Consider the following 18,841-nt stretch of genomic DNA (forward strand, 5'->3'; position numbering starts at 1 on the left):
GTCCTCCGGTCACGCGGGCAGGCGGTCGCCCACCAGGGCCAGGCACTGGATCGCGGCCAGACCGTACTGCGCGGAGGCGTTCGTCGAGACGAAGGCGGCTTCGTCGACCGGCTTGAGCACCGCCGGGCCCTCGATCCGCGTGGACGTGAACTCCAAGGTCCGCGGGTAGCCCGCGTGGCCGGTGTCGAACTCCTTCCACGCCCGGTCGGCGAGCTGGGTGTCGCCGAGCTTGGCGGCGGCGTAGGCGGTGAGCCGGGAGTGGGCCTGGCGCAGGTTCAGGCTGCCCCAGGACTGGCCCGTCTCCGCCTGCTGCTCGGCGGCGGTGCCGTTGTAGAGCCGGCAGTACTGCAGCCACGCCCTGGTGAACGCCTCATCGCCGGTCAGGTCGATCAGCTCGCTGCACACCTCGACCAGCCCGAACACCGACCCGAGCGAACCGACGCTCACCGCGGGTCGGGCTGGCGCGAACTTGCCGTTGTCGAGGTCGTACAGGCCGCTGCCCTGCGCGAACCCGTTGGGCATCGCGGCGATGGTGCGCATGCCGTTGAGCAGCTTCTCGCGGGCGATCGGGTCGCCGCCACGCTCCCACTCGGTCAGCCAGGCGAGCGCGAGGCCGCTCCAGTCGGTGCCGGTGCTGACGGCGAGGGCGTGCGGGTCCGGCTCGTACGGCTCGGTGCGGATCTTGCGGAGGGGGTCCAGGGCGAGGAACGTGCGGTCGGCGTCGACCAGGTCGCGCATCAGGTCGCCGGTGCGCTCGTCGGCGGTGAGGAAGTAGAGGAAGCGCCGGTAGCCGGCGGTGCTGATGCGCAGTTGCTTGGCGCTGTCGGCCCAGTGCTGCACACCGTGCCGCGTGCCGAGGTCGCGCCACTTCCCGAGGTGGTAGACGTCGACCTCGCCGGTGTGCCGCGTCATCGCCTCGGCGAAGCGGAACGCCTCGGCCGTGCCGGAGCGCAGGTACTGGTACCACAGCCACAGGTCGGGCGAGAGCTCGGAGTTGGCCCACGCGTAGCCGCCGACGTCGTAGCGCCACACGTGCCGGTCCGGGTCGTAGCTGTGCATGACGTCGCCGTAGTCCCAGAAGCCGTACCAGGACCGCTGCTCCACCTGCTGCCGGTAGTAGGTGGACAGGAAGTCCAGCCGGTCCTCGATGCGGGCCTTCGCCGGGGTCGAGCGGTCGACCGGCGACCAGTCGCCGAACACGCCGGCGGCGTGCAGGTGGGCGGGCGGCGCGACGATCAGCGGCGGCGTGCGCACCGCGTCGGCCAGCTCCGCGATCCGCTCGGCCGGCGGCGTCGACTCCAGCGCCCAGAACACCAGCTCCGTCGTGCGCGCGATCCCGTAGGGCGTGCCGAAGCCCGGTTCGTAGTCCTCGTAGGTGATCTCCAGGCCTTCGAGCTGCTCGGGATGGGTGTCCTGGCCCAGGCCGTCGTGGTAGAAGCGCAGGTCCATCGGCTCGGCCTCGGGCGACCACAGCCACGCGGTGACCTCGGCCGTCTCACCGGCCGCGCCCCGGACGTCGAGCTGGGTGGGGTGCAGCTGCCAGAAGTTGCGCATGCCGAACGCGAAGCCGCCGCCGGGGCCGCCGACGTACCCGAGCCCGCCCGCCCGGCCGCCGGCGTCCACGGGGATCCAGCCGTGGCCCGCCTTGGTGCGCTTGCGGAGCTGGAACCCGTCGGCGGAGAGCTGGCGCAGCGAGTAGTCGCCGAAGGTGGGGATCAGGTGCAGCCGCGAGCCGACCCTGGTGTCCCACGTGGCCACCGGCGGGGTGGCCTGGCCCGCGACCTGCGCCCGGCGGACCGCAGCGCCGGGGTCGCGGCGCAGGCCCGTGATGCCGCGCACCGCCTCGGCCAGCACGCCGTCACCGGGCCCGGCGAAGCGCACGTGCCGGTTGTGGGGCTCGTCGCGCATCGGCACCTCGAACCGGATGCCCAGGCCGCGGACGAAGTCCTTCTTCTCGTCGCCGTCGTAGACGAAGCTGTGCACGGCGCGGACGCCGTCGCTGCCGGCGTAGAAGTACAGCCGCACGGTGAACGGCAGCCACGTCCGGTTGCCGTGCCGGTGCCCGCCGTCGATCCGGACGACGGCGCGGACCGGGCCGGACTGCTCGACCGTCACCCGCTCCGTGCGGCCGGTGAACTTCTCCACCTTCGCCGCGCCGCCCTCCTCGTCGACCGGCCCGTCCTGCCGCAGGCACACCAGGCGGCCGTTGCGGGCGATCTCGCGGTCGCCCCGGAACAGGGCGCGGACCAACTGGTCGCCCTTCTTGGGGATCACGCACCGCAGGACGCCCGTGCCCACCTCGACCTCGTTGCGACCGTCCTTGACCGTCACGGCCGCCGCGGGCTTGGCGGGCGTGCCACCGGTCAGCACGTAGGTCTCGGCCGGCGGCGCCTCCGCGCCGATGGCGTGCGCGGTCCACTTCAGCGAACCGTCCGGCCAGTACGCGGTGGCCCACGTCTGCACGGGCACCGGCTGCCCCGCGGAGGTGTGCAACGCGAACGCCTGCTCCTTGGGCACCGTGCCCTTCGGCCACGGCACGCCCCAGGTGGACCCGGCGGCCAGTCGCCGCGGCGTGCCGCCTTCCAGCCACCCGAGCGGGACGCCGTCGGCCAGTGCGCCGCTCGCCGTCGCTGGTCGCGGGCCGACGGCGGGAGCCGCGTGCGCCGGCGTGGCGCCGCGGCCGACCTGCGCGGCGGCGCCGACCGCGGCCGCGCCGAGGATGAGATCACGTCGGGAGATCATCGCCATGGGTGCTCCACTCCGGCGGGTCGACTCCGGGCAAGGGTTGTGAAAACGTTTACAGCACCGTAATGCCAGCATGAGCCTGAAGCCCTGTCAATACACCCGCGACAAGCGGTATACGGTTACAGGCGAGCCTCGCTGCACGTGTCCGCACGGGGAGGAATCCGCCGGAATGGTGATTTGACACCGGGACAGTCCGCCGGAAACATCGCGTGCAAGCGTTTTACCAGCGGGGTGCACCACGGCAGACGGAGGCGGGATGGTTCGGCGAGCGGCGTCCGACAACGGTGGACCGCGGCCGACGACGATCCGTGACGTGGCCGCGCACGCCGGGGTGTCCGTCGCGACCGTGTCCCGGATCCTGTCGGGTTCCTACCCCGGCGCGCCCGCCACGCGCACCAGGGTGCTGCGGGCGGTGCGCGAGCTGGACTACGTGGCCAACGCCAACGCGCGAGGGCTGGCCGGCGCGAGCAGCCGCAGCGTCGCCATCATCGTCAACTCCGTCGTCTCGCCGCACTACGCCCACGTCGCGCAGGGCGTGCAGACCCAGGCCGCGATCGAGGGCAAGCTCTGCATCGTCGGCACCACCGGCAGCGACCCGGAGCGGGAACTCGCCACGGTCCAGCTCATGCGCGAGGAGCACGCCGAGTGCGTGATCCTCGTCGGCAACGTCGTGGCGGACGAGGCCTACCGCGACCGCATGGCCGAGTACGCCCGCGCGCTGGCGCTCGCCGGTTCCCAGCTGGTCCTGTGCGGACGGCCGCCGCTCGGGCCCGACGTGCCCGCCCTGGTCGTGGAGTACGACAACACCGGCGGCGCGTACGCCATCACCAGCCACCTGCTGTCCGCGGGCCACCGCCGCATCCTGTTCCTGGGCAGGCGCGACAACTACACCACGCCGGAGAGCCGCATCGCGGGCTACCGCAAGGCCCTCGCCGACCACCACGTGGAGCACGACCCAGGGCTGGAGGTCGCGGGCAGCATGGAGCGGCACGAGGGCTACCGGATGATCAGCGAACGGCTCGCCGCCGGACCACCCGACTTCACCGCCGTCTTCGCCGGCAACGACCTCATCGCCGCGGGCGCCCGCCAGGCGTTGCGCGAGCACGGCCTGAGCATCCCCGAAGACATCTCCCTGGTGGGCTTCGACGACCTGCCGCCGGCGGCCGACATCGGCCTCACCACCGTCCACGTGCCGCACGAGGAGCTGGGCCGCACCGCGGTGCGCATGGCGCTGCAACGCGCCCGGGACAAGTCGGGCACGCCCGAGCGGGTCATGCTCGGCACCCACATCGTCGTCCGCGACTCGGTGCGCCCCGTCGTGCGTTCCGGCGCCCGGCCGTGACCGGCGTCCCCGCCGACGGGCCGTTCGACCGCACCCGCTTCGACTACTCCCCCTGGTCGTTCTGGGACGAGGCCGATGAGCGGGCGAGACGACGCCAGCTCGACCTCCGACGGCACCTCGTCGAGCACCGCGGCTACGAGATCGGGGAGCGCTGCTTCCTCTCCGAGCTCGCCTCCGTGCGGAACGAGGAGCTCAGCCTCGGCCACGGCAGCTACGTCGCCGCGGGCGCCTACCTGAGCGGGTCGCTGCGCGCCGGCCGTGACTGCACGATCAACCCCTACGCGGTGGTGCGCGGCGACATCCGCCTGGGCGACGCCGTGCGCATCGGCGCGCACACCTCGATCCTCGCGTTCAACCACACCTTCGACGACCCCGACACCGAGGTGTTCCGGCAGCCGCTGCGCTCGGTCGGCATCACCATCGGCGACGACGTCTGGATCGGCTCGCACGTCGTCGTCCTCGACGGGGTGACGGTCGGCGACCGGTCGGTGATCGCCGCCGGCGCCGTGGTCACCAAGGACGTCCCGGCCGGCGCGATCGTGGGCGGCAACCCGGCCAAGGTCCTCCGTTGGCGCGTGCCCGCCCCCGCACCGCGGCGGGACGACCTGGTCGGCCGGCTCACCGCGTTCGCCGAGACCGCCCGCGCCCAGGCCGAGCAGGTCCTGGAGCGCTGCTGGAAGCCCGACCTGGGCCTGTTCACCGACCGACCGGGGACGGCGCCGACCGTCCGCGCCCAGTGCGACGCGATCGAGATCGCCGACCTGCTGCTCGGCCGCGCGCCCGACCAACTGCCCGCCCAGGCCCAGGTCGACCGGCTGCGGGGTTGGCAGGACCCGGAGACCGGCCTGGTCGGCCCACTCACGGACGGCGTGGCACCGGCCCGGGCCGACCTGTCCGACCCGGACGCCGCCTACCACGTGCTGTCCGTCGGCTACGCGCTCGACCTGCTGGGCAGCGGCTTCCCCGAGCCGATCCACGCCGTGTCCCGGATGACCGCCGAGGAGCTGATCACCGACCTCGAACGGCAGCCGTGGACCACCAACGCCTGGTCGGCGGGCGCCCGGGTGGACGCGCTGGGCACCGCCCTGCACTGGAACCGGCGCCGCGGCGCCCCGAACACGCCGGGCACGACCGAAGCCCTCTTCGGTTGGCTGGTCACCACCGCGGACCCCCACACCGGCATGTGGGGCCGACCGTCGCCCGACGACGGCCTGCGCCAACTCGTCAACGGCTACTACCGGGCCTCCCGCGGCACGTTCGCCCAGTTCGGCGTGCCCGTGCCCCACCCGGAACGCGTCGTGGACACCGTCCTGCGGCACGTCCGCGACCCCCGCTTCTTCCGCCCGGAGCGGCAGGACGCCTGCAACGTCCTCGACGTCGCCCACCCGCTCTGGCTGACCCGCCACACCGGGCACCGCGCCGACGAGGTCCGGGAGGTCGCCCGCCGACTGCTCACCGACGCGCTGGGCCACTGGTCCGATGGCGCGGGCTTCGGCTTCCGGGCACCGCACCCCACGACCGCCGGTCTCCCCGCCACCGCGCCGGGCCTGCAGGGCACCGAGATGTGGCTGGCGGTCGGGTGGCTGCTCGCCGACCTGCTCGGCCTCGCCGACGCGCTGCCCTACCGGCCGCGCGGCGTGCACCGACCCGAACCCGCGTTCAGCCCGCCCTGACCGACGCGCGGTCCACGTCCGCGGCGACGGAGGCGCGCAGGTGGTCGCGGCGCAGCACCGACAGCACCGCCATCAGGGCCGCCAGCAGGGCGAAGCCCGACGCCGCGGTCAGCGCCGCCGACGGGCCCGCCGTGCCGACGACCGCGCCCGCCACCAGGATGCCGACCACGCCCGAGCAGGTGGTGACCGCGCCGACGGTGGCCACCACGCGTCCCCGGACCGCCTCCGAGGTCCTGGCCTCGACCAGGCCGTTCAGCGTCACGTTCTGCACCGAGCCGCACGCGCCCGCGACCAGCCACGCCACCGCGGTGACCACGAGGTGCGGCAGCTGCGCGGGTGCGGCCAACGCCGGCGCCAGCACCAGGTTCGCCGCGGCGAAGGCCGCGACCAGCCCGCGCGTGGTGGTGACGCGGCGGGTCAGGTTCGCGCCGAGCAGCAGGCCCGCGGTCCAGCACGCGAGCACGGCGCTGTAGGTGAACTCGTTGCCGCCGATCGGGCCGAAGACCAGGAACACCTGGTTGACCAGCGCGATCGCCACGGCCACGCCGACCACGGCCTGCGCGACGACGCGTCCCAGCAGCAGCCGGTCGCTGCGCAGCAGCACCCAGCCGCTCCACTGGCCGCCCGGCGTGGCCGCGCCGTCGTCCCGCCTCGGGTCGCGGTCCACCCGCAGCCACACCACGACCAGCGCCAGGTGCGTGAACGCCGACACCGCGTCGAGCATCACGGCCCACTCGACGCCCGGCCCGACCGCGATCACGCCGCCGAGCACGATGCCCGCCACGGACCCGGTGTTCTGCGCCGACGACAACGCCGACTGGCCGCGTGCCGCGCCGTCCTCGCCGGTCGCGACCGGGATCAGCGCGGACGCGCACGTCCGCACCACCACCCCGCACACGCCGAGCAACGCCACCAGGCCGAACAGGACGGGCAGCCGCGCATAGCCGAGCAGCAGCCCGACCAGCAGCAGCACCTGGGCGAACACCGCGACGAGGAGCAGCAGCCGGTGGGGGAACCGGTCGACCGCCCACCCGGCGAGCGGCGTGCCGAGCACGACGCCGAACGCGACGGCCACGAACAGCCCCGCCACCGCGAACGCGCCGGACCGGGCCAGCTCGGTGGTGAACCCGACCAGCGTGAGCTGCGCGCCGAGGCCGGCCACGCCGGACCCGCCCACCAGCACCGCCAGGTCCCGGTTGTCCCGCAGCACTGCGACCATTCCGCTCCCCCGCCGCGTCGCCGGTACGGATCGAGGCGATCACCTCGAGGTGCCGATCATGCCCGAAGATCACCTCGGCCGGCGGCGCGGTGGGTCAGTCCGCGCGGACGACGGCCAGCGGGCACGGCGCGTGGTAGACCATCGCCTGGCTGGTGGAGCCGAGGAGCAGGCCCGCGAAGCCACCGCGACCGCGGCTGCCGACGACCAGCAGCTGCGCGTCCCGACCGGCGTCGAGCAGGGCTTTCGCCGCACGCTCGCGCACCACCCGCCGGTCGACCGCCACGTCCGGGAACTTCTCCTGCCACCCGGCCAGGCGCTGGGCCAGCAGCTGCCGCTGCTGCTCCTCCATCTCGTCCCAGTGCACGCGCACCTTGTCGGCGTAGGGGGTGCCGGCGAGCAGCGGTGTCCACGCGATCAGCGCGGTGAGCGCGGCGTCCCGCGCCGACGCCTCCTCGAACGCGAACCCGATCGCCGCCTCACCCGCCGGGGAGCCGTCCACGCCGAGCACGACCGGGCCGGTGGCCGGGTGGGGGCCGCGGACGACGACCACGGGGCTGCGGCCGTGCGCGGCGACCGACACCGCCACCGACCCGACGACCATCCCGAGGAACCCGCCCAGCCCCTGGGAGCCGAGTACGACGAGCCGGGCGTCCCGGGACGCGGCGACCATGGCGGCGGCGGGTTGGGCGGCCACCACCGACGTGCCGACCTCCGGCACGAGGTCGCGCACGCTCGCGGCGGCCGTGTGCAGCCACTGCCTACCCTGCTCCTCGAACGCCTCCCGCACGTCGTGGCCGCTCAACACGAGCTCGGGGTAGCCGCGCTTGGGCAGCAGGTAGGCGTGCAGGAGCCGGAGCGGCACGCGGTGCCGCGCGGCTTCCTCCGCCGCCCAGCGCACGGCCCTCAGCGCCGACTCCGAGCCGTCCACTCCGACCACGATCGGGGCACTCATCACGGGGTCCCTCCAGCTTCCTCCAGCCGACGTCAGCGACACCCACACCATCCGACGGCGGGCGGCCCGCCGCACGTCGACCGCGGTGCCGCAGCCCCGTTCGGCGAACGCCTTCCGCTGTCGTGCCCGCCGGATACGATCGGCGCCGTGGATCCCGCCGACGACTTGCTGGCCTGGGCGCCCCCGCCCGGTTCGGGTGGTGCGGCGCCGGCCGTCGCGCTGCCCGGCTACAGCGACTTCCGGCTCGTCGCGCACGGCGGCGAGGGCACCGTGTACCGGGCCACCCAGGACGGGCTCGGTCGTGACGTCGCGGTCAAGGTGCTGGACGTGACCGACCCGGCCACGGTCAGCCGGTTCCACCGCGAGCTGGAGATCACCGTCCGGCTCGGCCGCCAGCACCCGCACATCGTGACCGTGCTGGACACCGGGGTGATCGGCGGCCGGCCGTGCATCGTGATGGAGTACCACGACCTCGGTTCGCTGCACGACCGGTTGCGGCAGCTCGGGCCGCTGCCCGTGGCCGAGGTCGTCGCGGCCGGGATCGCGGTGGCCGACGCGCTGTCGTTCGCGCACGGCCAGGGCATCCTGCACCGGGACGTGAAGCCGCAGAACATCCTGGTGCTGCCCACCTCCTACGTGCTGGCCGACTTCGGCATCGCGCGCGGCGCGGACGCGGCGCACACGGCGTCGCTGCAGCTGGTCAGCTACCGGCACGCGGCGCCGCAGATGGTGGACGGCCGACCGCCCGCCGCGGCCGACGACCTGTGGTCGCTGGGTTCGACGCTGTTCACCCTGCTGGACGGCGAGCCGCCGTTCGCGTCGGCCAACCCCGGCGAGGACACCATGCTCGCCTACCTCGGACGGGTGCGGGAGGCGCCGCCGAGGTCGCTGCTGCGGCGGGACGTGCCCGTCGAGCTGGTGGCGATCATCCTGCGGTGCCTGCGCAAGGAGCGGGAGGAGCGGTTCCCGGACGCGGCGGCGCTGCGCGCGGCGCTGGCGGCGGTGCCGACGTGGACGCCGCAGTCCACAGTGGACCCCGAGCACACGGCGGCGGTGCGGCGGGAGGTGCCGGAGCGCTACCCGGAGGGTCCGACCGAACTGCCGGACTTCGGTCCCAAGCCGGCGGTCGAGGCGGCGGCGGAACCGGTCGCCGCCGCGCCCGAGCCGGTGCGGACGTGGACCGAGGACCTGGCCGACCTGACCGTCCGGCACCACACCGAGCGCCGCCCGCCCGTGCCGCCGCCCCCGCCGCCGTTGGTGGAACTGCCGGAGCCGCCGCCGTCCCGGCCACGCCGGTCGTGGAAGTTGGCCGGGGTGAGCGCGGTGTTCGCCGGTGTCGTGGTCGGGGTGGCGTTGAACCTGCCCGGCCGGTCGGAGCAGGTCGCGTCACCGCCGTCCACGGCGACCACGACCACCACCAGCACGTCCGCCGCGACCACCACCACGACCGCCAGCCTGCCCGAGGGCGGCGATCCGCGGTTCACGCCGGTGCTCAAGCGGCTGGAGGACGGCGGTGACCGGATCGAGCTGTTCTGGACGGATCCGAGCGAGGGCAAGGCGCAGTTCGTCGTGGTCGACGTGACGGGCTCGGCGGCGCGGCCGTTGGTGACCGTGGCGGCCGGTGCGACGTCGCACGTGCTGGAGGGCTTGGAGCCGAAGGCGCCGCAGTACTGCTTCCAGGTGCTCGCGATCGGTCTCGACGACCCGGCCACGCAACGCGGCGCGTCAGCCCGCACGTGCGCCGTGCGCAACGGCTAGCGCCGCCACAGGGGCCGTGGGTCGACCGCCCAGAACATCCTGCGGTACCAAGGCATCCCACGCCGCAGCCCACCGCGCACCTGCCGCGCCAACGACCACGGCGACGTCCCGGCCGCACGCCCCGCCACCGCGCCCGGTCCCGCCGCCACCGTCCCTGGTCCCGCCGCCACCGGGTGACCGACCCGGGGCCGGCCATGTTCCGGGGCGTGACCGACGGCACGACCGACCTCCGGTGCGAAGGCCGCGTAGTCCGCCAACCGGGCCAACTCCACCGCCGGCGCCGACCCCAGACCCGCCGCGATGTCCGGTGCGGTCCGATCCGCGGTCGGTGTCCGGCCGGCCAGCAACAACCCGTCCAGCACGTAGGCCCAAGCGCCGGTCGCGCCCGCGGCACGCAGCCGGTTGCGCCGCACCAGCCGCGCCAACCCGAGCACCAGCAGGATCAGCACCGGCACCCCGCCGAGCACCGCGTACCCGATCCACCGCTGCGAACCGGCCGACGTGCCCTGCGCGGCGACGGTGCTCGACGGCGTCACCAACGGCGGCGGCGGCGCGGACAGCGGCGTGCTCGTCGGGGTGGCCGTGACCGACGCCAACCGGTCGAGCACCTCGCGCTTCTGCGCGGCGCTCGACCCACCCGACGACACACCCGACACCGGGTCGAACGGCACCCAGCCCCACCCGGCGAAGTACACCTCGGGCCACGCGGTCGCGTCGCTGCCGCGCACCACGCGTTCCTCGCCGTCGGCGGGCTGGAAGCCGACGACCACCCGGGTCGGCAACCCCACCGCGCGCGCCAGCACCGCGAACGCCGACGCGAACTGCTCCGCCGTCCCGGCGTTCGCACCGGGCTCACCGGGACCGCCGAACAGGAACCGCTCCAACCGCGCGTACGACGACCCGACGGGCGCCTGCGCGTCCGGCGTGCGCCCCTGCTTCACCACCTGCTCGATCGCCACGGCCCGCTCGTACGGCGACCGAGCGCTCTGCACGATCTGCCGCGCGTACTCCGCCAACGAGTACGGCAACCCCGGCAGCTCCAGGTACCGGCCCGCGTTCGTCGGCACGGTGGCGTCCAGCAGGTCCGCGTCATCGGGCACGTCCACCACACCCCGCACCCGGTACGACAGACCGGGCGTCAACTCGGTGCGCAGCACCAAGGACCCCGAGTCGGGGTCGACCATCGCGCCGTCCAACGACACCGCCGTGGGCCGCCCCACCGTCGGCAACCACCGGCCGCCCAACTCGCCGACGGTGATCTCCACCTCGGCCTCGTCCACCTGCGCGCCCGGCGGCAGGTCCGGCTCCGCCACGGCCCCGATGGGCCCGTACAACGACGCCGCCCGCCACGCCGCACCCGAGTAGTCCGACAACGCCACCAACCGCACCGCCCGCTCCGGACCGCGCACCCGGAACAGCTCCGTGTCGCCCAGATTCGCCCACGACGCCAACTGCGGCAACGGACTCGCCACCCCCAGATCAGCCACCGGCGGCTCCACCAGCTCCCGCGGCTCGAACGCCTCACCGGCCGGCAGAACCACCGCGAGCGCCGCGACCGCCGCCACCGGCACCGCGGGCAGCCCGAGCAACACCCGGCCACCGGCCTCCAACCGGTCCACGAGCAACCACCCGATCGCCACGAGCGCGACCAACCCCACCGCCACCAACCCGTACCGATCCGCCCGCCCGGCCGTCAACAGCGCCGTGCACGTGTAGAGCACCGCCGCACCAACCACGGGCGCCAACAACGACCGCCCCCGCCGCGCCACCGCCAGCACCACGACCAACGACACCCCGAACACCAGCAACGCGCCCGGCGCCAACAGCTCGGGTGTGACGGGCGCGGGCCGTGCGGCGGTCAGCAGGCGCGGCACCAGGTCCAGCAGCACGGGCAGCGGGTCGGTGGAGTCGATCGCCGAGCCCTCCGCCACCCAGTACCCGCCGACCAGCGCCAGCACCACCAGCGAGAACGCCACCAGCCCCGACGGCACCCGCCGCCACCGCAACAGCGGCAGGCACGCGAACGCCACCACAGCCGCGCCCGCGAACACCAGCGAAGCCGTGGCCCCCTGCCACCCCGAACCGAGGTGCAACGCGGCCACCACGACCAACAACGCCGCCCAAGCCACCCGGGCCGCGCTGCCCACCCGAGCGGCACTCACACCTCGGGCACTCGCACCTCCGCCACTCCCGCCTCCGCGTCCGGCACTCGCACCGCCGCGTCGGGCACGAGCACCGCTGTGTGGGGCACGAGCACCGCTGTGTCGGGCACCCGCACCATCGCCCGCGGACCCACGCGCACCGCCATCCGCGGACAGGCGAGCACCGTGATCCACCTGCCCGCCCGCATCCGCGGACCCACCCGCACCGCCATCCGAAGGTCCGCGCGCACTCACCGACGCACCACCCCGACACACCCGAGGCCGGGGCGCCGCGCCTCCATACTTCCGGCAACAAAATCGGCGCTTCCATTCATCCCCGGCGCCCATGACGCTATCGGGTGATCTTCTGCGGGCCGGCCAGGCGAAGCAGGTGGAGCGGGGACCCGGTCCGGTGCCCGCCACAGCCGTGCACTCAGCCGCGCGCTCACCGCGACACCGCCGTGTTCCAAGCGTCCAACAGCCCTTCGGCCTTGGCATCGCGCAGCAACAACACCGACCCGACCGCCGAGATCGGCCGCACCACACCGGGATCCACGACCAGCACCACCCCCACCGACGCCCGCCCCGCCTCCAGCATCAACGCCGACAGCTCAGCCTTCGCCCCGCACACCACCGCCACCACGTCCAAGTCCCGGATCGGCAGCGAACGCACCCCCGAAGCACGATCAGCCGCCTTGAGATCCGCCAACGCCGCCAGCACCACCGACGCGTCCGCGTCCACCGCACCCGGAGGCAACTCCACGTCCACCGCACCCGACGACGACACCAACCGCACCGGGTGCCCCTCGGCGATCGCCACCGTCACCAGCGACGCCGCCACCTCCACCGCGTCCTCGAGGTCCTTGGCCTCCGCATACCCGTCCGCATGATCGTCGAGCACCACCGCCAAGTGCGGGCGAGCGGGATCGGCGTCCTCCCGGATCATCAACGTCCCGGTCCGCGCGGACGTCGCCCAGTGCAACCGCCGCAAGTCGTCACCCGGCACGTACTCCCGCAACCCCACCAGATCCGTCCCACCACGCTCCACCCGCTCATCGGCCCCCACGTGCCCACGCCGCACCCCACCCGGCAGACCACGCACCGGCAGCACGCGCGGCACCACCCGGACCTCCACCACGTCACCCACCACCGTCCGGGCGTGCGCCAACCCCGCCAACCCCCGACGGCTCAACGTCAACGGCCCGACCTTCACCAACCCCCGCGTGTGCGTGGGAATCGGGTACTCCACCTTCACCTTCTGCCCCGGCGCGAGCAGCGGGATGTCCACCGCCACCACCTCACCCGCCACCTCGTCGGTCGCGTCGAACACCACCGGGAAACGCCGGCTCGTGCCCGTCAGCTCCACCACACCCGTGCAGGCGCCCAACCGCTGCACGGTTCTCGGCCGCACGACCCGCTTCGGCGCGACCTGGGCCCGCGACAACACCGACACCACACCCGCCGCCACGAGCACCAGCAACGCGATGCCCAACCCGGCCACACCCGGATAACGCCACCACAACCCCAAGCCCACCAACGACACACCCGACAGCACCGCGCCCAGCCCTCGCGCGGTCAGCCGCACCCTGGTCATCGCGCGGCCGGTCTCGGCACCGCCACGCCCGCCAGGACGTCGGCCAGGACCTCCTCGGTCGTCGTGCCGGCCAACTGCGCCTCACGGGTCAGCACCAACCGGTGCGCCAACACCGGCACGGCCAACGCCTGCACGTCACCCGGCACCACGAAGTGCCTGCCCTGCGCCGCCGCGTGCACCTGCACGCACCGCACCAGCGAACGCAGACCACGCGTGCTCGCACCCAGCCGCAACCGGCTGTCCGCGCGCGACGCGACACCGATGTCGCTGATGTAGCGCAACAACGGGTCCGCCACGTGCAGCGTCGCCAGCCGACGTCCCTGCTCGGCGACGACGTGCGGGTTGCTCACCGTCGGCACCGCGCCCACGTGCCCCGCGCCGCTCCCGGGCCGCAGCACGTCGATCTCGTGCTCCACCGACGGGTAGCCGATGGACGTGCGCAGCATGAACCGGTCCAGCTGCGCCTCGGGCAGCCGGTACGTGCCGTCCAGGTCGATCGGGTTCTGCGTGGCCACCACCAGGAACGGCGAGGGCACCGCGTGCGCCACGCCGTCCACCGTGACCGTCCGCTCCTCCATCACCTCCAGCAGCGCCGACTGCGTCTTGGCCGCGGCGCGGTTGATCTCGTCCGCCAGCACGACGTTCGCGAACACGGGCCCCGGCCGGAATCGCACCTCACCGGTCTGCGGGTCGTACACGGACGTGCCGGTGACGTCCGAGGGCAGCAGGTCGGGCGTGAACTGCACCCGTCGCGACACACCGCCCAACGCGCCCGCGACCGCCCGTGCCAGCGTCGTCTTGCCCGTGCCCGGGACGTCCTCCAGCAGCACGTGCCCGCCGGCGAACATCGCGACCAGCACGAGGTCGATGACGTCCCGCTTGCCCCGCACCGCCGACTCGACCGCGTCACCGAGCCGCGAGTGCAGGGCGCGGAACGCCGCGATCTCGTCCTCACCGATCGCCGGCACCGCCGTACTCGTCACTTCTCGCCCCTCGTCACTCCGACTCGCCGCGCCGCATCCGGCGGTTGCGGAAGGTCAACAACCACGCCGTCGCCAACAACCCGATACCGCCGCCGACCAACTGGTTGCTCTCGTCGGACGCGGGCACGCTCAGCGGCTGGCAGATCCGGCCGCCACCGCAGTTCTGGGGCGGCTCGCGCATGCGCACCGGGTACGACGCCGATTCCACCGACCCCGCCGGGCCGTGCGCCCGCACGACGATCGAGTTCAAGCCGTAGTCGACCGCGATGGTCACCGAACCACCGGCGCAGGGGATCGGCGCGGTGGCCTCCAACAGCAGGTTGACGACCTCGCACGTCCCGCTGTGATTCGCCCAGTCCGCCGGCGGCGCCGTGGTCACCCTCCTCTCGTACTCGTGACCGCCGGGCCCGACCGTGCTGATCACCTGGACACCCCCGGTCGGCAACGGTGGAGGCGGCGGGGGCGTGGTCGTCGTCGTGGTGATCACGGGCGGCGGGGTCGTCGTCGTGGTGACCACCGGCGGCTGCGTCGTCGTCGTCACCACCGGGGGCTGAGTGGTCGTCGTCCCGGCCGCCGGCCGGATCGTCCACGACGCCGTGCCCGCCTCACCCACCCCGAACCGGTTGTACGCCGCCACCGCGACGTCCACCTTCCCGCTCGCGCAGAACGTGGAACCCGCGCACGGCAACACCAACTCGGCCGACGTGCCCGCCACCCGCGTCTCCTGGCTGCCGCCGGAGAACGCGCCGGTCCCCGTCACCTGGTACCCGGTGATCGGCTCACCGCCGTCCGGCACCGCGCTCCAGCTCACGGTCACGACCACCGACGTGCCGTTGTTGCTGCGCTGGGACACCGTCACGCCCGCCGGACGACCCGGCGCCGCACCCGACACACCGGCACTCGGCGTCGTCGTGGTCGGCGCGACAGTCGTCTCCCCACCGCGGCCCTGCGTGTTCTGGCCGTTGCCCCTGTTGTCCCGCGTCGGCGGCTCCGGACGCGGCGGCGGAGGACTGGGCACACTCGGGATCGGCGACCGCTCCGGGTCCATCACCGGCAGCTCGGGACTGCGGATCACCACGTCCCGCGTGCGCCCGTCGGAATCCACGATCACACCCGAATCCGAACCCGGCGTGTTGATGAACAGCTTGCCGTCGTCGAACACCAGCGCCGGGTCGCCCGAACCACCCGTCCGCACGTCGTCCGCGCCACGCTTGCCCATCCGGTCCAGCACCACGACCTTGCCCGACCCCAGGCACGGCACGTAGACCCGGTCGCGGAACACCGCCGGCCGCCCGGGCTTGGGGCAGTCGAACTGCGCCATGTCCACCCGGACCACCTCGTCACCGCTGACCAGCACGACGACCGACGCGTCCGGGACCGACGCCGGTACCAGGCCCGTCGGACTCGTCTGCGCCGCCAACACCTCGCCCGCGAACGACGCCGTGCTCGCCGTGAGGTCGCGGCCGGTGCCGTCACGCACCACCACGCCGCCCTCCAACCCGAGCAACGTCACACCACGCTCGTGCGGCACCAACGCCGTGCGCGGCCCGGCCCCCGACACCGCCCTGTTGGTCCGCTCCAAGAACTCCAGGTCTTCGTCCGACCACTCCAACGAGTACAGGTTGCCACCGTGGTCGACCGCCCAGAGAACCCCGCTGTCGTCCGCGACCACGTCGGCCAACGGCTGGCCGGCCAGCCACGGCGACCCGATGTCGGCCAACGTCACGGGGTCCGCGTTGTGCACCGAACCGGCCGCGCGATCGACCACGAACACCCGGTCCCACGCGATGAGCACCTTCGCCGACGGTCCGGGAGGCGCCTGCCTGCGACCGGAGGACAACAACGTCGCCAGGTCGATCACGGTGATCTGGCCGGTGCGGCGGTCGAGCACGATCAGCTTGTCGTCGGACTGCGCGATCTCCAACTGCGCGTCCGCCCCACTGACCTGCAACCGCGTCTGCGGCTTCCCCGAACTCGGGTTGACCTGCACGACCTCACCGCGCTGGTCGTCGTTCAGCCAAGTGAGGCCATCGGAAACCTCGACAGCCGTGCGCGAGATGCCGTCGCCAAGAGCAGCGCCGACCAGCAACAACAGCCCTAACGCGGCGGCGCTGACACTGGCCGACTCCCGCCGGCCCGCGCCGATGGCCCGACGCGCGATCCTGCCCAGCTTCGCTCCCACGGCCGGGATGCTAACGGCCCTGTATGACAATTCTGAGACAACTCACCAGCCTGCTCCGCTCGGCCCAAACCCGACTCGGCCGGATGCGTCCACATCGGACCAACCCTCCCCCGCGCGCGGTACGACCACCCCGCCACGCCCACCAACGCCGCGCGTGCCTTCCCCACCTCAACACCGCCCCTCACACCTCAACACCGCCCTCACAGGTCGGCGAACTCCTCCCGCCGCACCTTCGCGCACTCCGTCGTCAACCCCGCGTCCACGGCCTGGCTGATCTCCGCCAACGACCGCAACTGCTCCGGCGTCAACACGTCGAACAAGTGCTCCCGCACCGCCGTCACGTGCCCCGCCGCCGCCTGCTCCAACACCGCGAACCCGACGTCCGTGAGCACCGCGATCGAGCCACGCCGATCCGAGGGGCAGGCCTGCCGCTCGACCCAGCCCTCCTTCTCCAACCGGGCCACCGCGTGGGAGAGCCTCGACCGTGACGAGTGGCACACCGCCGCCAACTCGCTCATCCGCAGCGAGCGCTCCGGGGCCTCGGACAGCGCCACCAGGATCTCGTAGTACGCCATCGGCATCCCGGAATCACGCTGCAACTGCCGGTCGAGGTGTTCGGTGAACTTGGTCACGGCGGTCATGAAGGCACGCCACACCTGCTGCTCTTCGGCGCTCAGCCACCGCACGTCGCTCATGCCTCCCATCATACGGCCGTTGTTGAACCTTCAACCAGGATGCGCTATGTTCTGTTGAGAGTTCAACCAGACCAACCCAGAAGGACCATCAATGACCTCGCAGACTGTGCAGATCCCCGGCTACCTCGCGGGCACGTGGGCGATCGACCCGGTGCACTCGGACATCTCGTTCGTGGTTCGCCACCTGGGCGTGTCCAAGGTCCGCGGCCACTTCGGCACCTTCGAGGGCACGATCGTGACGGCCGAGAACCCGCTGGAGTCCACGGTCACCGCGAAGATCGACGCCGCCTCCGTCAGCACGCGCAACGACCAGCGCGACGCCCACGTCAAGAACGAGGACTTCCTGGACGTCGAGAAGTTCCCCGAGCTCACCTTCACGTCCACCGGCGTGCGCGCCCACGGCGAGGGCTTCCTCGTCGACGGCGAGCTGTCGCTGCACGGCGTGACCAAGCCCGTGGCCCTGGAGCTGGAGATCAACGGCTTCGGCGACGGCTTCGAGGGCTCGAAGGTCGTCGGCTTCTCCGCCTCCACCGAGATCAACCGCCGCGAGTTCGGCGTGACCGGTGGCCCGGCGGGCGCGGTCGTCGGCGACAAGATCACCATCCTGCTGGAGATCGAGGCCGTCAAGCAGGCCTGAACCAAGAGCATCCCGGAAGGCCCGCCGACACCCGGCGGGCCTTTCGCGCTGCCCGCCCTCCTCCCACCCCCACCCCCTCCCCCGCGCTCCCCGCCCCTCCCCTACCCTGCGTCAGGGCAAGTCGCTAGACCGGGCGAACCAGAGCGTCATTCCATTTCACCGAGCATTTCGGTAGTTTTTGGCGTGCCACCGCAACCTGCCTGAACCGCGCACCGTCTCCACCCGTAGTAGGTCGTAGCAGGTCGTGAAACCAGAGTTTTGCTTCGGTCGGCACTGAAGCTGTAGAACTCGATGCGGACACAGTCCGCTCACGGTCGTAGACCACGTGGGTGACATCGGACGCACTCATGGCACCATCTGGCGCAGCACGCGCCGGACGCAGGCGAGGAGGATCGGTGTGAACGCCCAGACCGAACAGGTCGACGACCTTCGACTCGTCGCGCTGCCCACCGCGGTGAACGTGGCGGACATGTTCGTGCGCTTCTCACTGGGCGAGTGGCGCCTGCGCGCGATGCAGGACGAGGCCGCGCAGACGGTCCGCCGACTGGTCGGCGCCGCGGTCGACGTGGCCGACCGGCGCGCGCCCGGCTTCCTCCTCGTCCGCCTGCGGCTGACCGGCACCTACCTGGTGGTCGAGGTCGAGGGCAACCGCGTCGCGCTGCCGCCGGAGCTGGCAGGCTCCCGCGCCGGCCTGGTCGACCTCACCGCCGGCGGCCACCTGGCGTGGTGCGAGCTGGCCCTGCCCTCGGGCATGAACGCCTCCGCCGTCCCGCTCCCGCGCCGCGAACCCCGCCGTTCCCCGGCCGCCGAGCAGCTGGGCGACGAGCCGAACGTGGACCCGGAGGTCATCCAGCGCATCCTCTACGGCCTGGGCGGCGGCGCGCACCGTCCCGATTAGCGCGCCCCGATCAGGCGACACC

13 protein-coding genes and 1 pseudogene are annotated in these 18,841 nt (G+C 73.1%); 5 read left to right on the forward strand and 9 right to left on the reverse strand.

Annotation, left to right across the window (positions count from 1 at the left end; genetic code table 11):
• Nucleotides 1-9: 9 nt before the first annotated feature.
• Nucleotides 10-2,748: an exo-rhamnogalacturonan lyase family protein gene (locus LNK82_RS20180; protein WP_230568578.1), complete on the reverse strand. Its 2,739-nt coding sequence runs from the start codon at nucleotides 2,746-2,748 to the stop codon at nucleotides 10-12.
• Nucleotides 2,749-3,058: 310 nt separating this feature from the next.
• Here LNK82_RS20180 and LNK82_RS20185 point away from each other — a divergent pair, with 310 nt between their 5' ends.
• Together LNK82_RS20185 and LNK82_RS48320 are read left to right on the forward strand one after the other, a co-directional pair.
• Nucleotides 3,059-4,087: a LacI family DNA-binding transcriptional regulator gene (locus tag LNK82_RS20185; RefSeq protein WP_230568579.1), complete on the forward strand. Its 1,029-nt coding sequence runs from the start codon at nucleotides 3,059-3,061 to the stop codon at nucleotides 4,085-4,087.
• Nucleotides 4,088-4,506: 419 nt separating this feature from the next.
• A pseudogene (locus LNK82_RS48320) lies at nucleotides 4,507-4,662 on the forward strand (DapH/DapD/GlmU-related protein); the annotation flags it as partial.
• A gap of 1,084 nt (nucleotides 4,663-5,746) precedes the next feature.
• Here LNK82_RS48320 and LNK82_RS20195 read toward each other — a convergent pair.
• Entirely contained in the window at nucleotides 5,747-6,979 is a 1,233-nt protein-coding gene (locus LNK82_RS20195) for an MFS transporter (RefSeq protein WP_230568581.1), read from the reverse strand.
• 94 nt (nucleotides 6,980-7,073) lie between these two features.
• Nucleotides 7,074-7,931 carry a universal stress protein gene (locus LNK82_RS20200; RefSeq protein ID WP_230568582.1) on the reverse strand — a complete coding sequence of 286 codons (858 nt, stop codon included), beginning with the start codon at nucleotides 7,929-7,931 and terminating at the stop codon, nucleotides 7,074-7,076.
• Nucleotides 7,932-8,078: 147 nt separating this feature from the next.
• Between LNK82_RS20200 and LNK82_RS20205 the strand changes: the two genes are divergently transcribed.
• Nucleotides 8,079-9,689 (forward strand): serine/threonine-protein kinase, encoded by a 1,611-nt coding sequence (locus LNK82_RS20205; protein ID WP_230568583.1) that lies wholly within the window; start codon nucleotides 8,079-8,081, stop codon nucleotides 9,687-9,689.
• On the opposite strand, the gene LNK82_RS20210 is transcribed toward LNK82_RS20205, so the two are convergent.
• The 6 genes from LNK82_RS20210 to LNK82_RS20235 all read right to left on the reverse strand — a co-directional run bounded on the left by LNK82_RS20210 (nucleotide 9,686) and on the right by LNK82_RS20235 (nucleotide 17,284).
• On the reverse strand, nucleotides 9,686-11,851 hold the full coding sequence (locus LNK82_RS20210) for a transglutaminase domain-containing protein (RefSeq protein ID WP_230568584.1): 2,166 nt from the start codon (nucleotides 11,849-11,851) through the stop codon (nucleotides 9,686-9,688). The two genes, LNK82_RS20205 and LNK82_RS20210, sit on opposite strands and share 4 nt — an antisense overlap.
• Nucleotides 11,848-12,063 (reverse strand): hypothetical protein, encoded by a 216-nt coding sequence (locus LNK82_RS20215; protein ID WP_230568585.1) that lies wholly within the window; start codon nucleotides 12,061-12,063, stop codon nucleotides 11,848-11,850. Before LNK82_RS20215 ends, LNK82_RS20210 begins: the two co-directional genes overlap by 4 nt.
• Before the next feature lie 212 nt (nucleotides 12,064-12,275).
• Entirely contained in the window at nucleotides 12,276-13,424 is a 1,149-nt protein-coding gene (locus LNK82_RS20220) for a DUF58 domain-containing protein (RefSeq protein ID WP_230568586.1), read from the reverse strand.
• A complete protein-coding gene (locus LNK82_RS20225; RefSeq protein WP_230568587.1) occupies nucleotides 13,421-14,407 on the reverse strand; it encodes an AAA family ATPase in 987 nt (328 codons plus the stop codon). Before LNK82_RS20225 ends, LNK82_RS20220 begins: the two co-directional genes overlap by 4 nt.
• A 13-nt stretch (nucleotides 14,408-14,420) precedes the next feature.
• Entirely contained in the window at nucleotides 14,421-16,589 is a 2,169-nt protein-coding gene (locus tag LNK82_RS20230; RefSeq protein ID WP_230568588.1) for a fibronectin type III domain-containing protein, read from the reverse strand.
• A gap of 200 nt (nucleotides 16,590-16,789) precedes the next feature.
• Entirely contained in the window at nucleotides 16,790-17,284 is a 495-nt protein-coding gene (locus LNK82_RS20235) for a MarR family winged helix-turn-helix transcriptional regulator (protein WP_230568589.1), read from the reverse strand.
• A 91-nt stretch (nucleotides 17,285-17,375) separates the two neighbouring features.
• Between LNK82_RS20235 and LNK82_RS20240 the strand changes: the two genes are divergently transcribed.
• Both LNK82_RS20240 and LNK82_RS20245 read left to right on the forward strand, forming a co-directional pair.
• Complete coding sequence (locus tag LNK82_RS20240) at nucleotides 17,376-17,921, forward strand: YceI family protein (protein WP_230568590.1); 546 nt, start codon at nucleotides 17,376-17,378, stop codon at nucleotides 17,919-17,921.
• A 397-nt stretch (nucleotides 17,922-18,318) separates the two neighbouring features.
• Complete coding sequence (locus LNK82_RS20245) at nucleotides 18,319-18,819, forward strand: ATP-binding protein (protein ID WP_230568591.1); 501 nt, start codon at nucleotides 18,319-18,321, stop codon at nucleotides 18,817-18,819.
• Nucleotides 18,820-18,841: the final 22 nt, after the last annotated feature.

This window comes from Saccharothrix luteola (assembly GCF_020859565.1).
In the GTDB taxonomy this organism is placed as follows: domain Bacteria; phylum Actinomycetota; class Actinomycetes; order Mycobacteriales; family Pseudonocardiaceae; genus Actinosynnema; species Actinosynnema luteola.

Excerpts from the sequence above, each read along its gene's own strand:
- LNK82_RS20220 (WP_230568586.1), bottom strand. The coding sequence starts at position 13,424 with ATGACCAGGGTGCGGCTGACCGCGCGAGGGCTGGGCGCGGTGCTGTCG.
- LNK82_RS20200 (WP_230568582.1), bottom strand. The coding sequence starts at position 7,931 with ATGAGTGCCCCGATCGTGGTCGGAGTGGACGGCTCGGAGTCGGCGCTG.
- LNK82_RS20215 (WP_230568585.1), bottom strand. The coding sequence starts at position 12,063 with ATGGCGGTGCGGGTGGGTCCGCGGATGCGGGCGGGCAGGTGGATCACG.
- LNK82_RS20240 (WP_230568590.1), top strand. The coding sequence starts at position 17,376 with ATGACCTCGCAGACTGTGCAGATCCCCGGCTACCTCGCGGGCACGTGG.
- LNK82_RS20195 (WP_230568581.1), bottom strand. The coding sequence starts at position 6,979 with ATGGTCGCAGTGCTGCGGGACAACCGGGACCTGGCGGTGCTGGTGGGC.
- LNK82_RS20180 (WP_230568578.1), bottom strand. The coding sequence starts at position 2,748 with ATGGCGATGATCTCCCGACGTGATCTCATCCTCGGCGCGGCCGCGGTC.
- LNK82_RS20235 (WP_230568589.1), bottom strand. The coding sequence starts at position 17,284 with ATGAGCGACGTGCGGTGGCTGAGCGCCGAAGAGCAGCAGGTGTGGCGT.